This window comes from Micromonospora sp. NPDC047740 (genome assembly GCF_043204735.1).
Classification (GTDB): Bacteria; Actinomycetota; Actinomycetes; order Mycobacteriales; family Micromonosporaceae; genus Micromonospora.
In genome coordinates, this window is the sequence record NZ_JBIDCT010000006.1 from 198,980 (window position 1) to 216,303 (window position 17,324).

20 protein-coding genes are annotated in these 17,324 nt (G+C 72.3%); 5 read left to right on the top strand and 15 right to left on the bottom strand.

Annotation, left to right across the window (positions count from 1 at the left end; genetic code table 11):
• Positions 1–12: 12 nt before the first annotated feature.
• From tatA to ACGF4F_RS13660, 4 genes are all read right to left on the bottom strand, one after another.
• Positions 13–324: a Sec-independent protein translocase subunit TatA gene (gene tatA / locus ACGF4F_RS13645; RefSeq protein ID WP_357442491.1), complete on the bottom strand. Its 312-nt coding sequence runs from the start codon at positions 322–324 to the stop codon at positions 13–15.
• Positions 325–541: 217 nt separating this feature from the next.
• Positions 542–790, bottom strand: a complete 249-nt coding sequence (locus tag ACGF4F_RS13650; protein WP_073836767.1) for a hypothetical protein — start codon at positions 788–790, stop codon at positions 542–544.
• Between the two features lie 10 nt (positions 791–800).
• Positions 801–1,808, bottom strand: a complete 1,008-nt coding sequence (locus tag ACGF4F_RS13655) for a YafY family protein (RefSeq protein WP_357442489.1) — start codon at positions 1,806–1,808, stop codon at positions 801–803.
• Positions 1,805–2,803 carry a WYL domain-containing protein gene (locus tag ACGF4F_RS13660; protein WP_357442487.1) on the bottom strand — a complete coding sequence of 333 codons (999 nt, stop codon included), beginning with the start codon at positions 2,801–2,803 and terminating at the stop codon, positions 1,805–1,807. Before ACGF4F_RS13660 ends, ACGF4F_RS13655 begins: the two co-directional genes overlap by 4 nt.
• A 148-nt stretch (positions 2,804–2,951) precedes the next feature.
• Here ACGF4F_RS13660 and ACGF4F_RS13665 point away from each other — a divergent pair, with 148 nt between their 5' ends.
• Together ACGF4F_RS13665 and ACGF4F_RS13670 are read left to right on the top strand one after the other, a co-directional pair.
• The gene (locus ACGF4F_RS13665; RefSeq protein ID WP_357442485.1) at positions 2,952–3,956 is read left to right on the top strand and encodes a cation diffusion facilitator family transporter; all 1,005 of its coding nucleotides are present in this window, start codon (positions 2,952–2,954) and stop codon (positions 3,954–3,956) included.
• A gap of 58 nt (positions 3,957–4,014) precedes the next feature.
• Complete coding sequence (locus ACGF4F_RS13670; protein ID WP_393077456.1) at positions 4,015–5,100, top strand: DUF3866 family protein; 1,086 nt, start codon at positions 4,015–4,017, stop codon at positions 5,098–5,100.
• 27 nt (positions 5,101–5,127) lie between these two features.
• Here ACGF4F_RS13670 and ACGF4F_RS13675 read toward each other — a convergent pair whose 3' ends face one another.
• Entirely contained in the window at positions 5,128–5,676 is a 549-nt protein-coding gene (locus ACGF4F_RS13675) for a carboxymuconolactone decarboxylase family protein (protein ID WP_357442481.1), read from the bottom strand.
• A 305-nt stretch (positions 5,677–5,981) separates the two neighbouring features.
• Between ACGF4F_RS13675 and ACGF4F_RS13680 the strand changes: the two genes are divergently transcribed.
• Complete coding sequence (locus tag ACGF4F_RS13680; protein ID WP_393077459.1) at positions 5,982–6,911, top strand: hypothetical protein; 930 nt, start codon at positions 5,982–5,984, stop codon at positions 6,909–6,911.
• Positions 6,912–6,962: 51 nt separating this feature from the next.
• Here the strand turns inward: ACGF4F_RS13680 and ACGF4F_RS13685 are convergent, their stop codons facing one another.
• Both ACGF4F_RS13685 and pafA read right to left on the bottom strand, forming a co-directional pair.
• Positions 6,963–7,157 (bottom strand): hypothetical protein, encoded by a 195-nt coding sequence (locus ACGF4F_RS13685; protein WP_073836761.1) that lies wholly within the window; start codon positions 7,155–7,157, stop codon positions 6,963–6,965.
• 57 nt (positions 7,158–7,214) lie between these two features.
• Positions 7,215–8,573: a Pup--protein ligase gene (pafA, locus tag ACGF4F_RS13690; protein ID WP_073836760.1), complete on the bottom strand. Its 1,359-nt coding sequence runs from the start codon at positions 8,571–8,573 to the stop codon at positions 7,215–7,217.
• 118 nt (positions 8,574–8,691) lie between these two features.
• On the opposite strand from pafA, the gene rfbB reads away from it, so the two are divergent.
• Entirely contained in the window at positions 8,692–9,669 is a 978-nt protein-coding gene (rfbB, locus tag ACGF4F_RS13695) for a dTDP-glucose 4,6-dehydratase (protein WP_393077463.1), read from the top strand.
• 143 nt (positions 9,670–9,812) lie between these two features.
• Here the strand turns inward: rfbB and prcA are convergent, their stop codons facing one another.
• The 6 genes from prcA to arc all read right to left on the bottom strand — a co-directional run bounded on the left by prcA (position 9,813) and on the right by arc (position 16,003).
• Positions 9,813–10,646, bottom strand: coding sequence for a proteasome subunit alpha (gene prcA / locus ACGF4F_RS13700; protein WP_393077466.1), 834 nt, complete (start codon positions 10,644–10,646; stop codon positions 9,813–9,815).
• Positions 10,647–10,707: 61 nt separating this feature from the next.
• Positions 10,708–11,547, bottom strand: coding sequence for a proteasome subunit beta (gene prcB / locus ACGF4F_RS13705; RefSeq protein ID WP_357442473.1), 840 nt, complete (start codon positions 11,545–11,547; stop codon positions 10,708–10,710).
• Complete coding sequence (locus tag ACGF4F_RS13710; RefSeq protein WP_393077469.1) at positions 11,466–12,143, bottom strand: endonuclease VII domain-containing protein; 678 nt, start codon at positions 12,141–12,143, stop codon at positions 11,466–11,468. The genes prcB and ACGF4F_RS13710 overlap by 82 nt, the downstream gene beginning before the upstream one ends.
• Positions 12,140–12,346, bottom strand: coding sequence for a ubiquitin-like protein Pup (locus ACGF4F_RS13715; protein WP_046562769.1), 207 nt, complete (start codon positions 12,344–12,346; stop codon positions 12,140–12,142). Before ACGF4F_RS13715 ends, ACGF4F_RS13710 begins: the two co-directional genes overlap by 4 nt.
• Positions 12,347–12,450: 104 nt before the next feature.
• Positions 12,451–13,968 (bottom strand): depupylase/deamidase Dop, encoded by a 1,518-nt coding sequence (gene dop / locus ACGF4F_RS13720; protein ID WP_073836756.1) that lies wholly within the window; start codon positions 13,966–13,968, stop codon positions 12,451–12,453.
• 253 nt (positions 13,969–14,221) lie between these two features.
• Entirely contained in the window at positions 14,222–16,003 is a 1,782-nt protein-coding gene (gene arc / locus ACGF4F_RS13725) for a proteasome ATPase (RefSeq protein WP_073836755.1), read from the bottom strand.
• A gap of 178 nt (positions 16,004–16,181) precedes the next feature.
• On the opposite strand from arc, the gene ACGF4F_RS13730 reads away from it, so the two are divergent.
• Positions 16,182–16,475: a ferredoxin gene (locus ACGF4F_RS13730; RefSeq protein ID WP_357442468.1), complete on the top strand. Its 294-nt coding sequence runs from the start codon at positions 16,182–16,184 to the stop codon at positions 16,473–16,475.
• 54 nt (positions 16,476–16,529) lie between these two features.
• On the opposite strand, the gene ACGF4F_RS13735 is transcribed toward ACGF4F_RS13730, so the two are convergent.
• Positions 16,530–17,102, bottom strand: coding sequence for a hypothetical protein (locus tag ACGF4F_RS13735; RefSeq protein WP_357442466.1), 573 nt, complete (start codon positions 17,100–17,102; stop codon positions 16,530–16,532).
• The gene (locus ACGF4F_RS13740) at positions 17,099–17,245 is read right to left on the bottom strand and encodes a hypothetical protein (RefSeq protein WP_393077475.1); all 147 of its coding nucleotides are present in this window, start codon (positions 17,243–17,245) and stop codon (positions 17,099–17,101) included. The genes ACGF4F_RS13735 and ACGF4F_RS13740 overlap by 4 nt, the downstream gene beginning before the upstream one ends.
• Positions 17,246–17,324: the final 79 nt, after the last annotated feature.

A 17,324-nucleotide genomic window follows, 5' to 3' on the forward strand; every position in this document is an offset into this window, starting at 1 on the left:
GGGCCCTCCGGATCAGTTCTCGCGGACGCGCTGCACCGGGTCGACCGGCTGCTGCGGCTGCGGCGCGTACTGCTGCTGCGGGGGCTGCTGCGGCGCGTACTGCTGCTGCTGGGCCGGGTTCGGCGGGAGCGGCTGGTAGCCGGCCTGCGCGTCGGCCTTCTCCGCCAGGTCGCGGTCATCGTCGTGCAGGCTCTTGGTCTCCGCCTTGATGATCCGCAGCGAGCGGCCCAGCGAACGGGCCGCGTCGGGGAGCCGCTTCGCGCCGAACAGCAGGATCAGCACGACCACGAGTACGGCGATGTGCCACGGCTTGAGGGCACCCATGGGAAGCTCCAGTCGTTCAAATGTCGGTCAGGGGTGGTCGCAGCCCATCGTACGTGGGTCGAAGGGCCTTGCCACCCTGACGGGCCTGCCGGTGCGGGCCCGGTCGGTGAAGTCTCGACCAACCCGAAGTGTCCCGTCAACCACCTGCGGCGGCGCGATCGTGCGCGGAACCGCCCGGGACCGCGCAGCTAGCGCCCGCCAAACCGACCGCCGTCGATCACTTTCCGCGCCTGGCCTTGATCAACGCCAGCCGTTCCTGGGTGACGGTCAGCCGCTCCTGGAGGCCCTCGGCGCGGCTCTGGAGTTCCTCGGCGACCGACCGCATCGCCTCCGCCTCGGCCTGGCGGCGCTGCAGGGCCACCGCCGCCCGGCGCAGTCGGGGCAGCCGCGCCAGCACCGGCCGGACCGCCAGGGCCAGCACGAGGAGCGGGAACAGCACGACCCCGAGCACGATCCACGTCACCACGGCGGTCAGCCTACTGGGTGCGGCCGGCCACCGCCGGGTTGGCGCGATCCACCGGCGTCGCGTACGCGTCGAGCGCGGCGGCCGCCTGGGCGCGGACCTGCTCGGCCAGCTCGGCCGGGGCGACCACGGTGACGTCCGGGCCGAGCCCGAGCACGAACCGCCGCGCCCAGCCCAGGTCGGTGACCCGCAGCGACACCAGCCACTGCTCACCGTCGGCCTCCACCCGCTCGCACGGGTAGTACTCGGTGATCCACCGCTCGCCCCGGCCGACCCGCAGGGTGATCAGCGGCAGGTCGGCCGAGGGCCGGAACACCCCGTCGCTGAGGTCGTGCGGGCGGGCCTGCGGCGGCACCACGGCCGCCTCGTCCAGCTCGGTGACCGCGTCGATCCGGTCGGCCCGGAACAGCCGGACCGCCTCGGCGCGGCGGCACCACGCCTCCACGTACGCCCGGCCGCCGACCATCAGCATCCGCAGCGGGTCGATGGTGCGCTCGGTGGTCTCGTCCCGGGCCGCGGTGTAGTAGGTGATCCGCAGCGCCCGGCCCCGCTCCACGGCCGCCCGCAGCTCACGCACCCGGGCGGTGTCGCCGGGCAGCCGCACCTCCACCGGGGCGCCGGCGAGGTCTCCGGCCGCGCTCTCGATCTTGGCGAGGGCCCGCTCCACCGCCTCCCGGTTGGCCACCCCGGGTGTCTCGGCCAGCATCCGCAGCGCCACCACCAGGGCGAGCGCCTCGTCCGGGGTGAGCCGCAGCGGCCGGTCGATGCCGGCGTCGTAGGTGATGGTCACCCGGTCGCCGTCGAACGCCATGTCGATCAGGTCGCCCGGGCCGTAACCGGGCAGCCCGCACACCCAGAGCAGCTCCAGGTCCTCGCGGAGCTGCCGCTCGGTCACCCCCAGATCGCCGGCCGCCTCGGCGATCTCGATGCCGGGGCGGGCGAGCAGGTAGGGCACCAGGTTGAGCAGCCGGGCGAGCCGGTCCGCCGAGGCGCGGCCACCGCGGGCCGCCGGGCGGGTCACCGGGCACCCCCAGCCACCGCCAGCTCGTCGTGCCGGGCGGCGATCTCCTTCAACCGCTGGATGACCGCCTCGCGGACCTCCGGCGGCTCCAGCACCCGGGCGTCCGGGCCGTAGCCGACCACCTGGCCGGCCAGGTAGTCCGCGTCGGCGTACGGCAGGACCAGGCGGTCGCCGTCCGGCCCGCAGCTGATCTCCACCGCCCAGCGGCGCAGCCCGGCCGCCCGGCCGGGGGCGACCAGCACGGTGGCCCGGCCGGTCCGCTCCACCGGCCCGGACCAGCGGGCCACGTGGCTGATCAGGTCCACCCCGGCGGGCGGCTCGTACGCCCCGGGCTGGCCGGTCACCCGGACCGTGCCCACCACCCGGGACAGCCGGAAGCAGCGGGCCGCCTCGCGGTCCAGGTCGTGGCCGACCACATACCACCGGCCGCGCCAGCAGACCACGCCCCACGGCTGCAGCCGGCGGCGGGTCGGGGCGTCCCGGTCCGGCACCCGGTAGTCGAAGTTGACCTCCCGCCGGTCCCGGGCGGCGGCGGTCAGCGGGGCGAACGCCGGGTCGACCGTGACCATCGGCTCCAGGCCCAGGGTGGCCTGCGGGTCCACGTCGATGCCGGCGGCGCGCAGCTTCGCCAGCCCCGACGAGGCGGCGGCGGCCAGGCCGGCGTGCTGCCACAGCCGCGCGGCGATGCCGACGGCGGCGGCCTCGTCCGGTTCGAGTGGAATGTCGGGCAGGGCGTACTCGCGGGGGGCGATCCGGTAGCCGGGCTCGGCGTCGAAGACGCTGGCCGTGCCCGTCTCCAGCGGCACCCCCAGCTCGCGCAGCTCAGCCTTGTCCCGTTCGAACTTGCGCTGGAACGCCTCGTGGTCCTTGGCGTCGTCCGGGTCGTGCTCGTAGCCGGGCACGGTCGCGGCGATCTGGGCGGCGGTGAGGAACCGTCGCGTCGACAACAGGCAGATCACCAGGTTGACCAGGCGTTCGGTACGGGTCCGGGACACGTGTGAACGCTAGCAGCCCGCGCGTCCTGGGCGTGCACCCACGCGGGCGCGCCGCGCGGAACGCCGCACCCGAGGCGGCCGGGCCCCGCCCGACGCGGGCCGTCCCGCTCGACCGGCGCAGCGCCGACACCGGCCATATGGTGAGCGCATGGCGGAAGCGGAAGTCAAGCGCGAGAGCGTCGGCACGGTCATCCTGGCCGGCTCGGCGAACCTCGCCATCGCGGTCGCCAAGGCCATCGCCGGCCTGCTCTCCGGGTCGGCGGCGATGCTCTCCGAGGCCGCCCACTCGGTCGCCGACACCACCACCGAGGTGCTGCTCTACCTGGCGCTGCGCCGCGGGGCTCGGCCCGCCGACACCCGGCATCCGTTCGGGTACGGCAAGGAGAGCTACGTCTGGGCGTTCCTCGCCGCGTTGTTCACCTTCGTGGTGGGCGCCGGCTTCGCCATCACCCACGGCGTCACCACCATCCTCGTGCACCAGCACAGCGGCAACTACCTGGCGTCGTACGTCGTGCTGGTGGTCTCCTTCGTGGTGGAGTCGGTGTCCCTGACCCGGGCGGTCCGGCAGATCCGTCGCGAGTCCCGCCGCTGGCGGGCCACCCCCCGCCGCTACCTGCGCCTGACCGCCGACACCACCGTCAAGGCCGTCTTCCTGGAGGACACCGCCGCCCTCATCGGCCTGCTCATCGCCGGCGTCGGCCTCGGGCTGTCCGAACTCACCGGCGAGGAACTCTACGACGGGATCGCCTCGATCCTGATCGGCGTGCTGCTGCTGGTGGTCGCCGCCATCCTGGCCCGGAGCAACATCTCGCTGCTGGTGGGCCGGGCCGTCTCCGAGCGCGTGCACCGGAAGATCGAGCACGAGCTGGCCTCGCTGCCCACCGTGGACCGGGTCCACACGCTGATGACCATGGTGCTCGGCCCGGACGACATCCTGGTCGCCGCCAAGGTCGACTTCCACAACGACGCCACCGGCGCCGACATCGAGGCCGCCGCCGACGAGGCCGAGCGGCGGCTCACCGAGCATTACCCCGAGATCGGGTACGTCTTCCTCGACCCCACCCGGTCCATGCCCGGCACCGACCGCGGCCGGGCCCGGCGTACCCAGAACGAGGGCGACCGGCCCGTGGACCAGCAGACCGACACCTTCTGACGCGCGCCGGGCCACCCGGACGCGCCCCGGCCCGCCGACGGCCGATAGTTTCCTGGGCATGGTGCGATGGCGGTCCGGCACGGTCACGGCGGTACGGCGGCGGTGGGCCGGCGCGACGGAACTCGACGTCGACCTGCCCGACGGCGGCCGGATGCGTGCCCTGGCCTACCCGGCGCTGGTCGGCGACCCGGAACCCGGCGACCGGGTGCTGCTCAACGCCGGCGCCCTGCTGATGGGCCTCGGCACCGGCGGATACGCCCTGGTCGTGGCCCTGCCCGACCGGCTCCCCGCCGACCCGCCGCAGGCCGCCGACAGCCGCGGCGCCGGCCACCTGGTCAAGGCCCGCTACACCCCGCTGCAACCGATCCTGCTCGGCGTCGACGAGGAGGCCTCCCCGCACCACGCGGTGCTGGCCGCCGCGGACAGCCTGCACGGGATGCCGGTGGTCACCGCCGACCTGCACTCGGCCCTGCCGGCGATCCTCGCCGGCGTCCACGCCGACGCCCCGCACGCCCGGGTGGCCTACCTGCTCACCGACGGCGGGGCGCTGCCGGCCTGGTTCTCCCGCACCCTCGCCGGGCTCGCCGACCACCTCGCCGGCACGGTCAGCGTCGGCCAGGCGTTCGGCGGCGACCTGGAGGCCAGCACCCTGCACAGCGGGCTGCTCGCCGCCCGGCACGTGCTGCACGCCGACCTCGCGATCGTCGCCCAGGGGCCGGGCAACCTGGGCACCGGCACCCGCTGGGGCTTCTCCGGGGTGGCCGTCGGCGAGGCGGTCAACGCGGTCGCCACCCTCGGCGGCCGGGCGGTCGGCTCGTTGCGCATCTCCGACGCCGATCCGCGCTCTCGGCACCGCGGCGTCTCCCACCACAGCCTCACCGCGTACGGCCGGGTGGCCCTCGCCGCCGCGGAGCTGGTCGTGCCGGACCGCCTCGACCCGGCCCTGGCCGCCGAGGTGGACCAGGCCCTCGCCCCGCTCGCCGACCGGCACCGGATCGTCACCGTGGCCACGGACGGGCTCGACGCGGCGCTGCGGGCCAGCCCGGTCGGCCTGTCGACCATGGGCCGCGGCCTGGACGCCGACCACGCCTACTTCCTGGCCGCGGCCGCCGCCGGCCGGCACGCGGCCCGCCTGCTCGGCTGAGCCGTCCGGCCGGCGGCGGACCGACGCTCAGCTCGCGCCGTAGCCGTGCGCGACGATGTGCGCGGCGGACCGCTCGTACGCCGCCGGGTCCTGCGGCGCCCAGGTGCCCAGGCCGTCGACGTACCGGTTGTACATGCAGAACGCCGCGGCGATCAGCACCGCGTCGTGGATCTCCAGGTCGGTGGCGCCCGCCGCGCGGGCCGCGTCGACCAGCTCGGGGGTGACCTCCCGGCCGCTGCGCTGCACCGCGCCGGCTATCCGCAGCAGCGCCCGCAGCTTTTCGCTGACCGGCGCGGTGGTCACGTCCCGGCGCACCTGCTCCACCAGCGGCATCCCGGACGGCAGCTGGGCGGCCGCGAACGCCGAGTGCGACGAGCAGCAGAACGTGCACTCGTTCAGGCCGGACACGTAGGCGGCGATGAGCTCCCGTTCGCCTGCGGTCAGCGTGGGGTGTGGGGCGCGCAGCAACTGCTCGGCGAGCGCGTTCAGCGGCTTCGCGGTCTCGGGACGGAACCGCATCGGCCCGTTGATGCCCGGGTGGGCCTTCTCGTCCAAGTCAAGATCGATATGTGCCATGACGTCGCCTCCCACCCGAGCCAGCCGTGGCCGACTGCGAACCCGGTCCATCCGGCAACCTGCCAGGCCCCCGGGCGGGGCGGCAACTTCCCCCGTGCGCTGTCCCCGGCGCCGGCCGGTCCGCCGCGGACCGCCCACTCGCCGACCAGCCGCGAAGACCGCACGGCCGAAGACGCCCCGCCGGCCCGGCCGCCCCCATCCTGTCCAGGTATCCGACCCCGGCCGCATCGACCCCGGCCTCCCCGCCCGTCACCGCAGGGGCCCGCCGCGGGACGGCGCGGCCCCGTAGCGGAATGCGAGGCGCCATGTCCCTGCGACAGCTCCCCGAACGCCAACTCCTCACCCCGGCACCCGGCCCCGGGCGCCGCCTCCGGGTCGCCCTGCTCAGCGCGGCAGCCGGCGTCCTGCTCGCCGTCCTGTGGTCGTTCGAGCTGGTCGACAAGGTCATCGGCGACAACGTCGCGAACACCGTGCTCGGCCACGACGCCAAGGCCACCGCGATCACCGGCACCGCCGCCGGGCTGCTCTTCGCGTTCGTCTCCGGCTTCGCCGGCACCTTCACCGCCTGCAACATCGCCATGGCCGCCTCGGTCGGCCCGATGAGCCGGGCGTCCGGCCGCCACGCCAGCGCCGCGCCGCTGCGGTCCCTGCTCCGTCCCGTCGGCTGGCTGGCCCTCGGCATGATCACGGTCTCGGCCGGCTACGGCGCCATCGGCGTCCTGCTCGGCGACCGGCTCCCCCAACTCTCCACCGACGTGGTCGGCGGGGTCCCGGTCCGCCTCATCCAGTCGTCTGTCGTGTTCGGCGTGATCGGCCTGGCGCTGACCTACCTCGGGCTCGCCGCGCTCGGCCTGCTCCCCGACGTCTTCGCCCACCGGCCCGTCGGCCGGGTGGTGACGATGGGCGCGCTGGTCGGCGGCTTCCTCATCGGGCGCCCCTACCCGATGTTCAACAAGCTGTTCCACTGGGCGGCCGACACCGGCAACCCGCTCTACGGGGCACTCGCCTTCACCCTGCAGTCGCTGGGCAACATCCTGCTCGTCACGCTGATCTTCGCGATCGTCGTCGTGGTCAGCCGGGGACGCTTCCTGCGCTGGATGGCCGACCCCCGCCGCGCCGCCGTGGTGACCGGCGCGCTGCTCGTCGCCCTGGGCATCTTCACCGTCGTCTACTGGGACGTGCGACTGCCCGCCCGCTTCGGCATCGGCTGGTTCCCCAGCATGCCGTACAACTGACCGGCCTCGGGGCGGCGCCCGCCGCCGCAGCCGGCGCGGCCGGACCCGGACTCAGCCGGCGAGGAAGATGAACGCCAACCAGCCGACCACGATCAGCGCCAGCGCCACCCCCAGCACCCAGGTCGGCACCTTGTACTCGCCACGGCGGTTCCGCTCGATCTCAGCGCGGATCTTCTCCCGGCGCCGGTCGATCCAGTTGAGCTTCTCGGTGCCACGGTCGCGGCCGGAGGGTTCGGAAGTGTTCATCGCGACGCCAGCGTACCCGTGAGCGGGCGGCCGGTGCCCACGGCACCGGCCGCCGCCTCACATGCTCGCGATCAGCCGCTCCACCCGCTCGTCGTACGCCCGGAACGGGTCCTTGCACAGCACCGTCCGCTGCGCCTGGTCGTTCAGCTTCAGGTGCACCCAGTCGACGGTGAAGTCCCGCCGCTTCTCCTGCGCGTGCCGGATGAACTCACCCCGCAGCCGCGCCCGGGTGGTCTGCGGCGGCGTCTCCTTCGCCTCGAAGATCTCCGGGTCGGTGGCCACCCGGTCCACCTCGCCGCGCCGCTCCAGCAGCCCGTACAGGCCCCGCCCACGCCGCAGGTCGTGGTACGCCAGATCCATCTGCGCCACCCGCGGGTGCGACAGCGGCAGGTCGTGCTTGCGCTGGTACCGCTCGATCAGGCGCAGCTTCGTCACCCAGTCGATCTCCCGGGCCACCGGGTCCAGGTCCCCGGTCTCCACCGCCCGCAGCACCCGCGCCCAGAGATCCACCACCCGCTTCGCGGTCTGGTCCCCGCCCCGGCGCTCCACGAACTCCGTCGCCTTCGCCAGGTATTCCTGCTGGATCTCCAGCGCGGAGACCTCCTTGCCGGAGGCCAGCCGCACCTTGCGCCGGCCGGTGATGTCATGCGACACCTCGCGGATCGCCCGGATCGGGTTCTCCAACGTCAGATCCCGCATCACCACCCCGGCCTCGATCATCCGCAGCACGATGTCCGCGGTGCCCACCTTCAGCAGCGTGGTCACCTCGTTCATGTTCGAGTCGCCGACGATCACGTGCAGGCGCCGGTACCGCTCCGCGTCCGCGTGCGGCTCGTCCCGGGTGTTGATGATCGGCCGGCTCCGGGTGGTCGCCGAGGAGACGCCCTCCCAGATGTGCTCGGCCCGCTGCGACAGGCAGTAGACCGCCCCGCGCGGCGTCTGCAGCACCTTCCCCGCACCGCAGATCAATTGCCGGGTGACCAGGAACGGGATCAGCACGTCGGCGAGCCGGCCGAACTCGCCGTGCCGGGACACCAGATAGTTCTCGTGGCAGCCGTACGAGTTGCCGGCCGAGTCGGTGTTGTTCTTGAACAGGTAGATCTCACCCGCGATGCCCTCGTCGTGCAGCCGCTTCTCCGCGTCGACGAGCAGCCCCTCCAGGATCCGCTCCCCCGCCCGGTCGTGGGCCACCAGATCGGTCACCGAGTCGCATTCCGGCGTCGCGTACTCCGGGTGCGAGCCCACGTCCAGGTAGAGCCGGGCCCCGTTGCGCAGAAACACGTTGCTCGACCGGCCCCACGACACCACCCGCCGGAACAGGTACCGCGCGACCTCGTCGGGGGACAGCCGGCGCTGCCCGCGATAGGTGCAGGTGACGCCGTACTCGGTCTCGAGGCCGAAGATTCGCCGCTCCATGATGTGACATTAGCCGCCCGGGGCCCCAATTGGGCAGCGCTCAACCCAGTGGTCTCATCCGCACCGAGCCTGGCATTCCCCGCATCCGCGCATCCCACCGCCGGGTACGGTCCCAGCCGTGAGAATCCTCGTCACCGGCGGCGCCGGCTTCATCGGATCGGCGTACGTCCGGCGGCTGCTCACCGGCGCCGAGCCGGACCTGCCGGTGGACGCCCTCACCGTGCTCGACGCCTGGACCTACGCCGCCACCGCCGCCGCCCTCGACCCGGTACGCGCCGACCCCCGGCTGCGGGTCGTCCGCGGCGACATCCGCGACGCCGCCCTCGTCGACGCCACCGTCCCCGGTCACGACGTCGTCGTGCACCTCGCCGCCGAATCCCACGTCGACCGCTCCATCACCGACGCCGCCCCGTTCGTCACCACCAACGTGGTCGGCACCCAGATCCTGCTCGACGCCGCCCTGCGCCACGGGGTCGGCCGGTTCGTGCAGGTCTCCACCGACGAGGTGTACGGGTCCATCGACACCGGCTCGTGGACCGAGCAGACGCCGCTGCGGCCCAGCTCCCCCTACTCGGCCAGCAAGGCCGGCGCCGACCTGCTCGCCCTCGCCTACCATCGCACCCACGGCCTCGACGTCGTCATCACCCGCGGCGCCAACACCTACGGCCCGTACCAGTACCCCGAGAAGATCGTGCCGCTGTTCGCCACCAACCTGCTCGACGGGCACGACGTGCCGCTGTACGGCGACGGCGGCAACGTCCGCGACTGGCTGCACGTCGACGACCACTGCCACGGCATCGCGCTGGCCCAGCTCAACGGCCGGGCCGGCGGCGTCTACCACCTCGGCAGCGGCACCGAACTGACCAACCGGGACCTCACCGGCCGCCTCCTCGCCGCCTGCGGCGCCGGTTGGGACCGCGTCCGGCCGGTCGCCGACCGCCGGGGCCACGACCGCCGCTACTCGCTGGACTGCACCATCACCCGCCGCGAACTCGGCTGGGTGCCCACCGTCGACCTGGACGGCGGGCTCGCCGAGACGGTCGGCTGGTACCGGACCAACCGCGCCTGGTGGCAGCCGCTCAAGCCGCACCGCTGATCCGCCGGGCAGCGACGACCAGGTCCGGCACGTCCACCGGGATCCGCCGCCGCCTCGCCGCGCGACGTCTGCCGGCCCGGCCCGCCACGGGCGGCGTCACCCAGGCGAGCCGCGCCGCACCGGGCGCGCGCCGGGCCCGACCGTCAGTCCCCCGACTGCTCGCCCTGCTGGCCCTCCAGGTCCGCCGAACCAGCCGACGTGGTCGGCTTCTTCGCCTCCTCCGTGGGCGACGTCGGGGTCTGCGCCCGCCCCGGCGCCGGCGCGGTGTCCGCGCTCGCGTCCCCCTCCAGCAGCGCGGTCAACGCCGCCCCGGTGACCCGCCGGAACGTCCGCCCCACCCGGCGGCGGTCCAGCACCGCCACCTCCATCTGGTTCGCGGCGATGGTACGGGCCGCCCCGCCCTCCCCGCCAACGCTGCCGAGCGCCTTCACCGCGGCCTGGATCGCCTCGGACAGCGACATCTCCGGCCGGTGCTCGTTCTTCAGCACCCCGGTGATCGCCTCGGCCTGGCCACCCATCGCCATCCGGCCCGGCTCGTCGTTGACCGAACCGTCGTACGTCACCCGGTAGAGCGAATCGTCGTCCGGCGTGGCACCCACCTCCGCCACGCACACCTCCACCTCGAACGGCTTCGACTGCTCGGTGAAGATGGCACCCAGCGTCTGCGCGTACGCGTTGGCCAGCGCCAGGCCGGTAACGTCCCGCCGGTCGTAGCTCAGGCCGTTTAGATCGGCCATCCGCACCCCGGCCCGGCGCAGGTTCTCGAACTCGTTGTAGCGGCCCACCGCCGCGAAACCGATCCGGTCGTAGATCTCGCTGACCTTGTGCAGGGTGCTGGACAGGTTCTCCGCGACGAAGAGGACCCCGCCCTCGTAGCTCAGGACCACCGCGCTCCGGCCCCGGGCGATGCCCTTGCGGGCCAACTCGGAACGGTCGCGCATGATCTGCTCGGGCGAGGCGTAGAACTGCATGGCCACGGCGGCGGTTCTCCTTCGGGCGCTGTGCTGCGGACTGCTGACGGGTGAGGTGGGAGCGGGGTCAGCCGCCCGGGTTCTCCATCCGGCCGGCCACGACGCTCTCCGCGATCGCCGCCGTCTCGGCCTCGGTGAGCCGATGCGTGCCCTCCGCCGTCGCGGTCATCACCACCGGGTAGATCCGGCGGGTCAGATCCGGGCCACCGGTCGCGGTGTCGTCGTCGGCCGCGTCGTAGAGCGCCTCGACAGCGAGCCGCACCGCGTCGTCGATCGACAGGCCCGCCCGGAACCGCTTCTTCAACGCCGACTTGGCGAACAGCGAGCCGGACCCGATCGCGTCGTAGCCGGTCTCCTCGTACGGGCCGCCGGTCACGTCGAAACTGAAGATCCGGCCGGCCCGGGCCGGGTCGCTGGCCGCCAGGTCGAACCCGGCGAACAGCGGGATCACCGCGAGGCCCTGCATCGCCGCGCCCAGGTTGCCCCGGATCATCGCGGCCAGCCGATTGGCCTTGCCGTCGAGCGAGAGCATGGCGCCCTCGATCTTCTCGTAGTGCTCGAGTTCCACCTGGAACAGTCGCATCAGCTCGATGCCGATGCCCGCGGTGCCCGCGATGCCGACCAGCGAGTACGCGTCGGCCGGGTGCACCTTCTCGATGTCCCGCTGAGCGATCAGGTTGCCCATCGTGGCGCGCCGGTCGCCGGCCATCACCACGCCACCGGCGGCCGAGATGGCCACGATGGTCGTCGCGTGCGGCGCCATGTCGGCGGCCATGCCGGGCGGCAGCGGCCGCCGGCCGGGCAGCATCTCGGGGGCCACCTTGCTCAGGAACGCTGTGAAGGAGGACGTCCCCGCGTTGGTGAACACATCTGGTAGACGCCCGGATGGATCAAAACCCGCTGCCACGTGGTTCCTCTCAGGTACGTGATCGCCCTGGCCAGCCGCACGGGACTGTCACGGAACTGGCCAAGACCACCATTACAGTTGAAGCAGAGTATCCCGCGCACCCACCCGGTGCGATGATCGTGGTCCACATGTTCCGGATCGGGTGCGGCGCAGACCGCGCAGACTCCACCCTGCTCGGCCAGGAGCTCCTGAAACTCCTTCTCCCCAATCCCGTACCGCCGCCGCAGGTGGTACTCGCGCGTGCCGCCGTACAGCCGTTGGGCCGTCTCCCTGTCCCGTCGGTTGTGGCAGGGCTTGCAGTAGCTGTGCCGTCCGCTGGCCTTCTTGGTACGCGGAAAGTCCTCAAGCGGCTTGATCTGATCGCAGTCCGGGCACCACTTCAAACCAGCAGGAACCGGCGTCGAGGCCTTCTTCTGCGGCCCGATTCCGCGTTTGCGGCGGCTCGCCTCAGAGCGGGCCGCCGCGCAGATCTTGCAGTAGTAGGCGAGCCCGTCCGCCCGCCGCCGGTTGCGATGGAACTCCGTGATGGGCAATAGCCGCTCACACTGCGGGCACTTCTTGTCCGATTCGCTGGGCAAATCGAACACTCTTCTCATTCACCCCCTTTCTGGACATATCCCCTCACGAACTCTTCTGCGTTCTCCTCCAGGACGGAGTCGATCTCGTCGAGCAGGTCGTCGACGTCCTCGGTGATCTCGGCGTGCCGCTCAGCAACCTCGGGGTTGGCCTGCGCGGTGACCTCCTCGACCTCCTCGTGCGACTTGCCGGACTGGGTCTGGCCGCCTTCTTGGGTCGCCATCGTTGCCTCCTCCACGATCCCTGCGATCAACTTACCTCGCGCAGACGACGAAAAGCCCGTCGCGCGCCGGGTTCCAGCGCGGGACGGGCTTTCCGGCATCCGGCTCAGCCGCCGGTCAGCGTCTCCAGCAGGTCCTTGGCACTCTCGCACCGGTCGAACAGCTGCCCGACGTGCTTGCGGGTGCCCCGCTCGGGTTCCATCATCGGCACCCGGACCAGCGACTCCCGGCCCACGTCGAAGATGACCGAGTCCCAGCTCGCGGCGACCACCTCGGAGGCGTACTGGGCCAGGCAGCGGCCGCGGAAGTAGGCCCGGGTGTCCTCCGGCGGTTCCGTCATCGCGGTGCGGCTCTGCTCGTCGCTGAGCAGCGTCCGCATCGCGCCGCGGGTCACCAGCCGGTGGTAGAGCCCCTTCTCGGGACGGACGTCGGAGTACTGGAGGTCGACCAGCTGGAGCTTGTGCGCGCCCCAGCCGAGCTTCTCCCGCTCCCGGTAGCCCTCCAGCAGCCGCAGCTTGGCCACCCAGTCCAGCTCGTCGGCGCAGAGGAAGGCGTCGCGGCCGAGCCGGTCGAGCACGCTCTCCCAGCGGTCGAGCACGTCCGCCGTCTGCTCGTCGACGTCGGTGCCGTACCGGTCGTCCACGAAGGACCGAACCCGCTCCAGGTACGCCCACTGGACGTCCAGCGCGGTCAGCCTGCGGCCATCGCGCATCCGCATGAGGTGCTTGAGCGACGGGTCGTGGCTGACCGCGCGCAGCTCACTGACCGGGTCGGCGATGCCGAGGTCGGGGCCGAGCGCCTTCTCCTCGATCATGGTGAGGATCAGCGCGGTGGTGCCGACCTTGAGGTACGTGGAGATCTCCGACAGGTTGGCGTCGCCGATGATGACGTGGAGCCGGCGGTACTTGTCGGCGTCCGCGTGCGGCTCGTCGCGGGTGTTGATGATCGGCCGTTTGAGGGTGGTCTCCAGCCCCACCTCGACCTCGAAGAAGTCTGCCCGTTGGGAGATCTGGAAGCCGCTCTGGCCGCCGTCCTGGCCGATGCCGACCCGGCCGGCGCCGCAGACCACCTGACGGGTGACGAAGAACGGCGTCAGGTACGCCACGATGTCGGCGAACGGGGTCTGCCGCCGCATCAGGTAGTTCTCGTGGGCGCCGTAGCTGGCGCCCTTGTTGTCGGTGTTGTTCTTGTAGAGGTGGATCGGGTGGGTGCCCGGGATGGTGGCGGCCCGCCGGGCCGCCTCGGCCATCACCCGCTCCCCCGCCTTGTCCCAGCGGACCAGGTCCAGGGGGTTGGTCACCTCGGGGGTGGAGTACTCCGGGTGGGCGTGGTCGACGTACAGCCGGGCCCCGTTGGTGAGTATGACGTTGGCTAGCCCCAGGTCCTCGTCGGCGAGCGCCTCCGCCGGGTCGTACGCGGCGCCGGAGTAGGTGAAGCCGCGGGCGTCGCGCAGCGGCGACTCCTCCTCGTAGTCCCAGCGGGCCCGGCCACCCCGGTTGAGTTCCGGGCGCGCCCCGTAGGCGTTGACCACCTGCGAGGAGGTCACCATCGGGTTGGCCCCGGCCTGGCCGGGCACGGAGATGCCGTACTCGACCTCGGTGCCCATGATCCGTCTTACGCTCATCGACCTGCCCGCTCCGCTCGCCGTCCCGGTCCCCCCGTCACGTCGAGCGTAGTCGTCGTCACGCGGGATGGGGGCGTGGCGGCCCGGGGGCGTACGGTGTGGCGGCTCGCGCCACCGCCTCGCTGCGGTCGGCGCCGCGTGCGGCATCACGGCGCTGAGCAGTTCGCTCGCTGCGCTCGCTCACGGCGGGGCCGGACGCGGACGCGCGGAGGCCCGCGGCGCGGGCGCCACGGGCCTCCGGTCGTGCGTCGGACTACAGGTACTGGCCGGTGTTGCTGGCGGTCTCTATCGACCTGCCGGCCTCGGCGCCCTTGCCGCCGGAGACGAGCGTGCGGATGTAGACGATCCGCTCGCCCTTCTTGCCGGAGATGCGCGCCCAGTCGTCCGGGTTGGTGGTGTTGGGCAGGTCCTCGTTCTCGCGGAACTCGTCGACGCAGGCGTCGAGCAGGTGCTGCAGCCGCAGCCCCTTGCGCCCGGAGGTGAGGAACTCCTTGATGGCCATCTTCTTGCCCCGGTCGACGATGTTCTGGATCATCGCGCCGGAGTTGAAGTCCTTGAAGTAGAGGACTTCCTTGTCGCCGTTGGCGTAGGTGACCTCGAGGAACCGGTTCTCCTCGGTCTCCGAGTACATCCGCAGCACCACCGCGTCGATCATCGCGGCGACGGTGGCCTGCGGGTCGCCACCGTGCTCGGCCAGGTCGTCCGCGTGCAGCGGCAGACCCGCCAGGATGTACTTGGAGAAGATGTCCTTGGCCGCCTCGGCGTCCGGCCGCTCGATCTTGATCTTCACGTCGAGCCGGCCGGGACGCAGGATCGCCGGGTCGATCATGTCTTCCCGGTTGGAGGCGCCGATGACGATGACGTTCTCCAGGCCCTCCACACCGTCGATCTCGCTGAGCAGCTGCGGGACGATGGTGTTCTCCACGTCGGAGGAGACGCCGGAGCCGCGGGTGCGGAACACGGAGTCCATCTCGTCGAAGAACACGATCACCGGGGTGCCCTCGCCGGCCTTCTCCCGCGCCCGCTGGAAGATCAACCGGATGTGCCGCTCGGTCTCGCCGACGTACTTGTTGAGCAGTTCGGGACCCTTGATGTTGAGGAAGAAGCTGGTGTGCTTCTCCTCGCCGCGCCGCTCGGCGATCTTCTTGGCCAGCGAGTTGGCCACCGCCTTGGCGATCAGGGTCTTGCCGCAGCCGGGCGGGCCGTAGAGCAGGATGCCCTTCGGCGGCCGGAGCTGGTGCTCGCGGAACAGGTCGGAGTGCAGGAACGGCAGTTCCACCGCGTCGCGGATCTGCTCGATCTGCGCCTGAAGGCCACCGATGTCCTCGTAGCCGACATCGGGCACCTCCTCCAGGACGAGCTCCTCGACCTCGCTCTTCGGGATCCGCTCATAGGCGTACGCCGAGCGGGGCTCGATCATCAGCGAGTCGCCGGCCCTTATCGAGGTGCCGATCAGGGTCTCCGCGAGGTGCACGATCCGCTCCTCGTCGGAGTGGGAGACCACCAGCGCCCGGTCACCGGGAGCGCCATCGGGTCCGGCGAGCACCTCCTTGAGCATCACCACCTCGCCGACCCGCTCGTAGCCGAACGCGTCCACGATGTTGAGCGCGTCGTTGAGCAGGACCTCCTGGCCGCGACGCAGTTCGTCGACGTCCAGCGAGGGCGAGACGGCAACCCGAAGTTTGCGCCCGCCGGTGAAGACGTCCACCGTGCCGTCGTCGTGCTTGGCCAGGAAGACGCCGTAGCCACTCGGGGGCTGTGCGAGGCGGTCGATCTCCTCCTTGAGCGTCACGATCTGCGCGCGAGCCTCCTTGAGGGTGCTCACGAGCCGCTCGTTGTTCTCGGTCAGCCGCGCCAACTGGGCCTGGGTGGCCGCCAGCCGCTCCTCGAGCTGCCGGACGTGTCGGGGGCTTTCGGTCAACTTGCGCCGCACCAGGGCGAGTTCCTCTTGCAGGAACGCGACCTGCGTGGAGAGATCGTGGGCCTCCTTCTCCCACCGTGCGGCGCGCGAGTCCGCGTCGTCGCTGCGTGCCACGTCCCACCTCCCCGGGGGGCTCGAACGTTCTGAGCTAACACTAGCCGCTGTGAGCCCGATTCGGTCCTCCGCAACGCGCCCGTCACCGAAGCTTGATCGCCAAGGGCTGGTCGCCGGGCGGGTACGGCCGTTCGGGTACCGTCGGGCCGTGGGACGGGAGAACATGGGGGGTGCACCGGTGGCAGAGGTCGCGACGGACCAGCTTCAGGTCTGGGTGGACCAGGATCTCTGCACGGGCGACGGGCTGTGCGTGCAGTACGCGCCCGAGGTCTTCGAGTTCGACCTGGACGGCCTGGCGTACGTCAAGGGCTCCGACGGCCAGCTACAGCTGGCCGCGGGGGCCCGGGTGGACGTGCCGGAGCACCTGCGCCTCGAGGTGATCGACTCGGCGAAGGAGTGCCCGGGCGAGTGCATTCACGTGGTGCGCGCCGGCGACGGTGTCGAGGTGGCCGGGCCGGACGCCGAGGACTGACCCCCGACGTTCGAGGCGGTGCGGGCCGGGGACGTCCCCGGCCCGCCGCCGTCTCTACAGCAGGGGGCGGCCGACCACCGAGGCGACCATCCGGGCGAACTCCTCCAGCCGGGCGATCTGCCCGGCGCCGCCGTCGTCGAGGGTCTTGCCGAACCGTAGCGCGTCGTGCCGGGGCGCGCCGGTGATCTCGTCGCCGGGCGGCGCCTCATCCAGGGAGCTGAGCAGCAGGTAGACGTCGATGCTGTCGACCCGGATCGCGCCGCTGTCGGTGCGGGTGAGCCGCCGCCGGCAGCCCACCTCGGTGATCGTGGAGACCGGCACCACCCGCAGCGAGGAGGTCATCGACCCGGGCGGCCCCTCGCCGGGCGGCACGTCCTCGCCGTGCCAGAGGACCAGGCGGCTGCCGTCACAGACGACCACCTCCTGCCACACCCCGTTGACCTCGTTGACGAAGCGTTCCAGGGTGAAGCCGAGCACGGAGGCGCCGCGCAGCACCCCGCCGAGGGCCTCCAGGGCGATGTCGGGATCGCGCAGGTACGCCCGCGTGGCCGACTCCAGATCGGCGTAGGGCGACCAGTCGGGAAAAACGGCGGGCAGGTCGCCGTTGCCGTAGCCGGGGCTGCTCATGCCGCCGCCTCCCGCCGGCTGGCGACGAGAGAGTCGGCCGCGCCGAGCCCGACGATCCGCTCGCTCGTCCCGCTGCCGCGCCGCCGCCGGTCCCGCCCGCCCAGGCGGGCCCGGCGTCCGCCGCACGCCGTTCGCTCGCTCATGCCACCGTCTCCGCCCGTTCGGTGTCGTCCCCGCCGGGACACATGATCCGCTCGCTCATGCCCGTCCGTGCCGCCGGGG

Bases quoted from the DNA above. Each gene is read 5' to 3' on its own strand.
- tatA (WP_357442491.1), bottom strand. From the start codon at position 324: ATGGGTGCCCTCAAGCCGTGGCACATCGCCGTACTCGTGGTCGTGCTG.
- ACGF4F_RS13665 (WP_357442485.1), top strand. From the start codon at position 2,952: ATGGCGGAAGCGGAAGTCAAGCGCGAGAGCGTCGGCACGGTCATCCTG.
- ACGF4F_RS13670 (WP_393077456.1), top strand. From the start codon at position 4,015: ATGGTGCGATGGCGGTCCGGCACGGTCACGGCGGTACGGCGGCGGTGG.
- ACGF4F_RS13675 (WP_357442481.1), bottom strand. From the start codon at position 5,676: ATGGCACATATCGATCTTGACTTGGACGAGAAGGCCCACCCGGGCATC.
- ACGF4F_RS13680 (WP_393077459.1), top strand. From the start codon at position 5,982: ATGTCCCTGCGACAGCTCCCCGAACGCCAACTCCTCACCCCGGCACCC.
- ACGF4F_RS13685 (WP_073836761.1), bottom strand. From the start codon at position 7,157: ATGAACACTTCCGAACCCTCCGGCCGCGACCGTGGCACCGAGAAGCTC.
- pafA (WP_073836760.1), bottom strand. From the start codon at position 8,573: ATGGAGCGGCGAATCTTCGGCCTCGAGACCGAGTACGGCGTCACCTGC.
- ACGF4F_RS13710 (WP_393077469.1), bottom strand. From the start codon at position 12,143: ATGAGAAGAGTGTTCGATTTGCCCAGCGAATCGGACAAGAAGTGCCCG.
- ACGF4F_RS13715 (WP_046562769.1), bottom strand. From the start codon at position 12,346: ATGGCGACCCAAGAAGGCGGCCAGACCCAGTCCGGCAAGTCGCACGAG.
- dop (WP_073836756.1), bottom strand. From the start codon at position 13,968: ATGAGCGTAAGACGGATCATGGGCACCGAGGTCGAGTACGGCATCTCC.
- ACGF4F_RS13735 (WP_357442466.1), bottom strand. From the start codon at position 17,102: ATGAGCAGCCCCGGCTACGGCAACGGCGACCTGCCCGCCGTTTTTCCC.
- ACGF4F_RS13740 (WP_393077475.1), bottom strand. From the start codon at position 17,245: ATGAGCGAGCGAACGGCGTGCGGCGGACGCCGGGCCCGCCTGGGCGGG.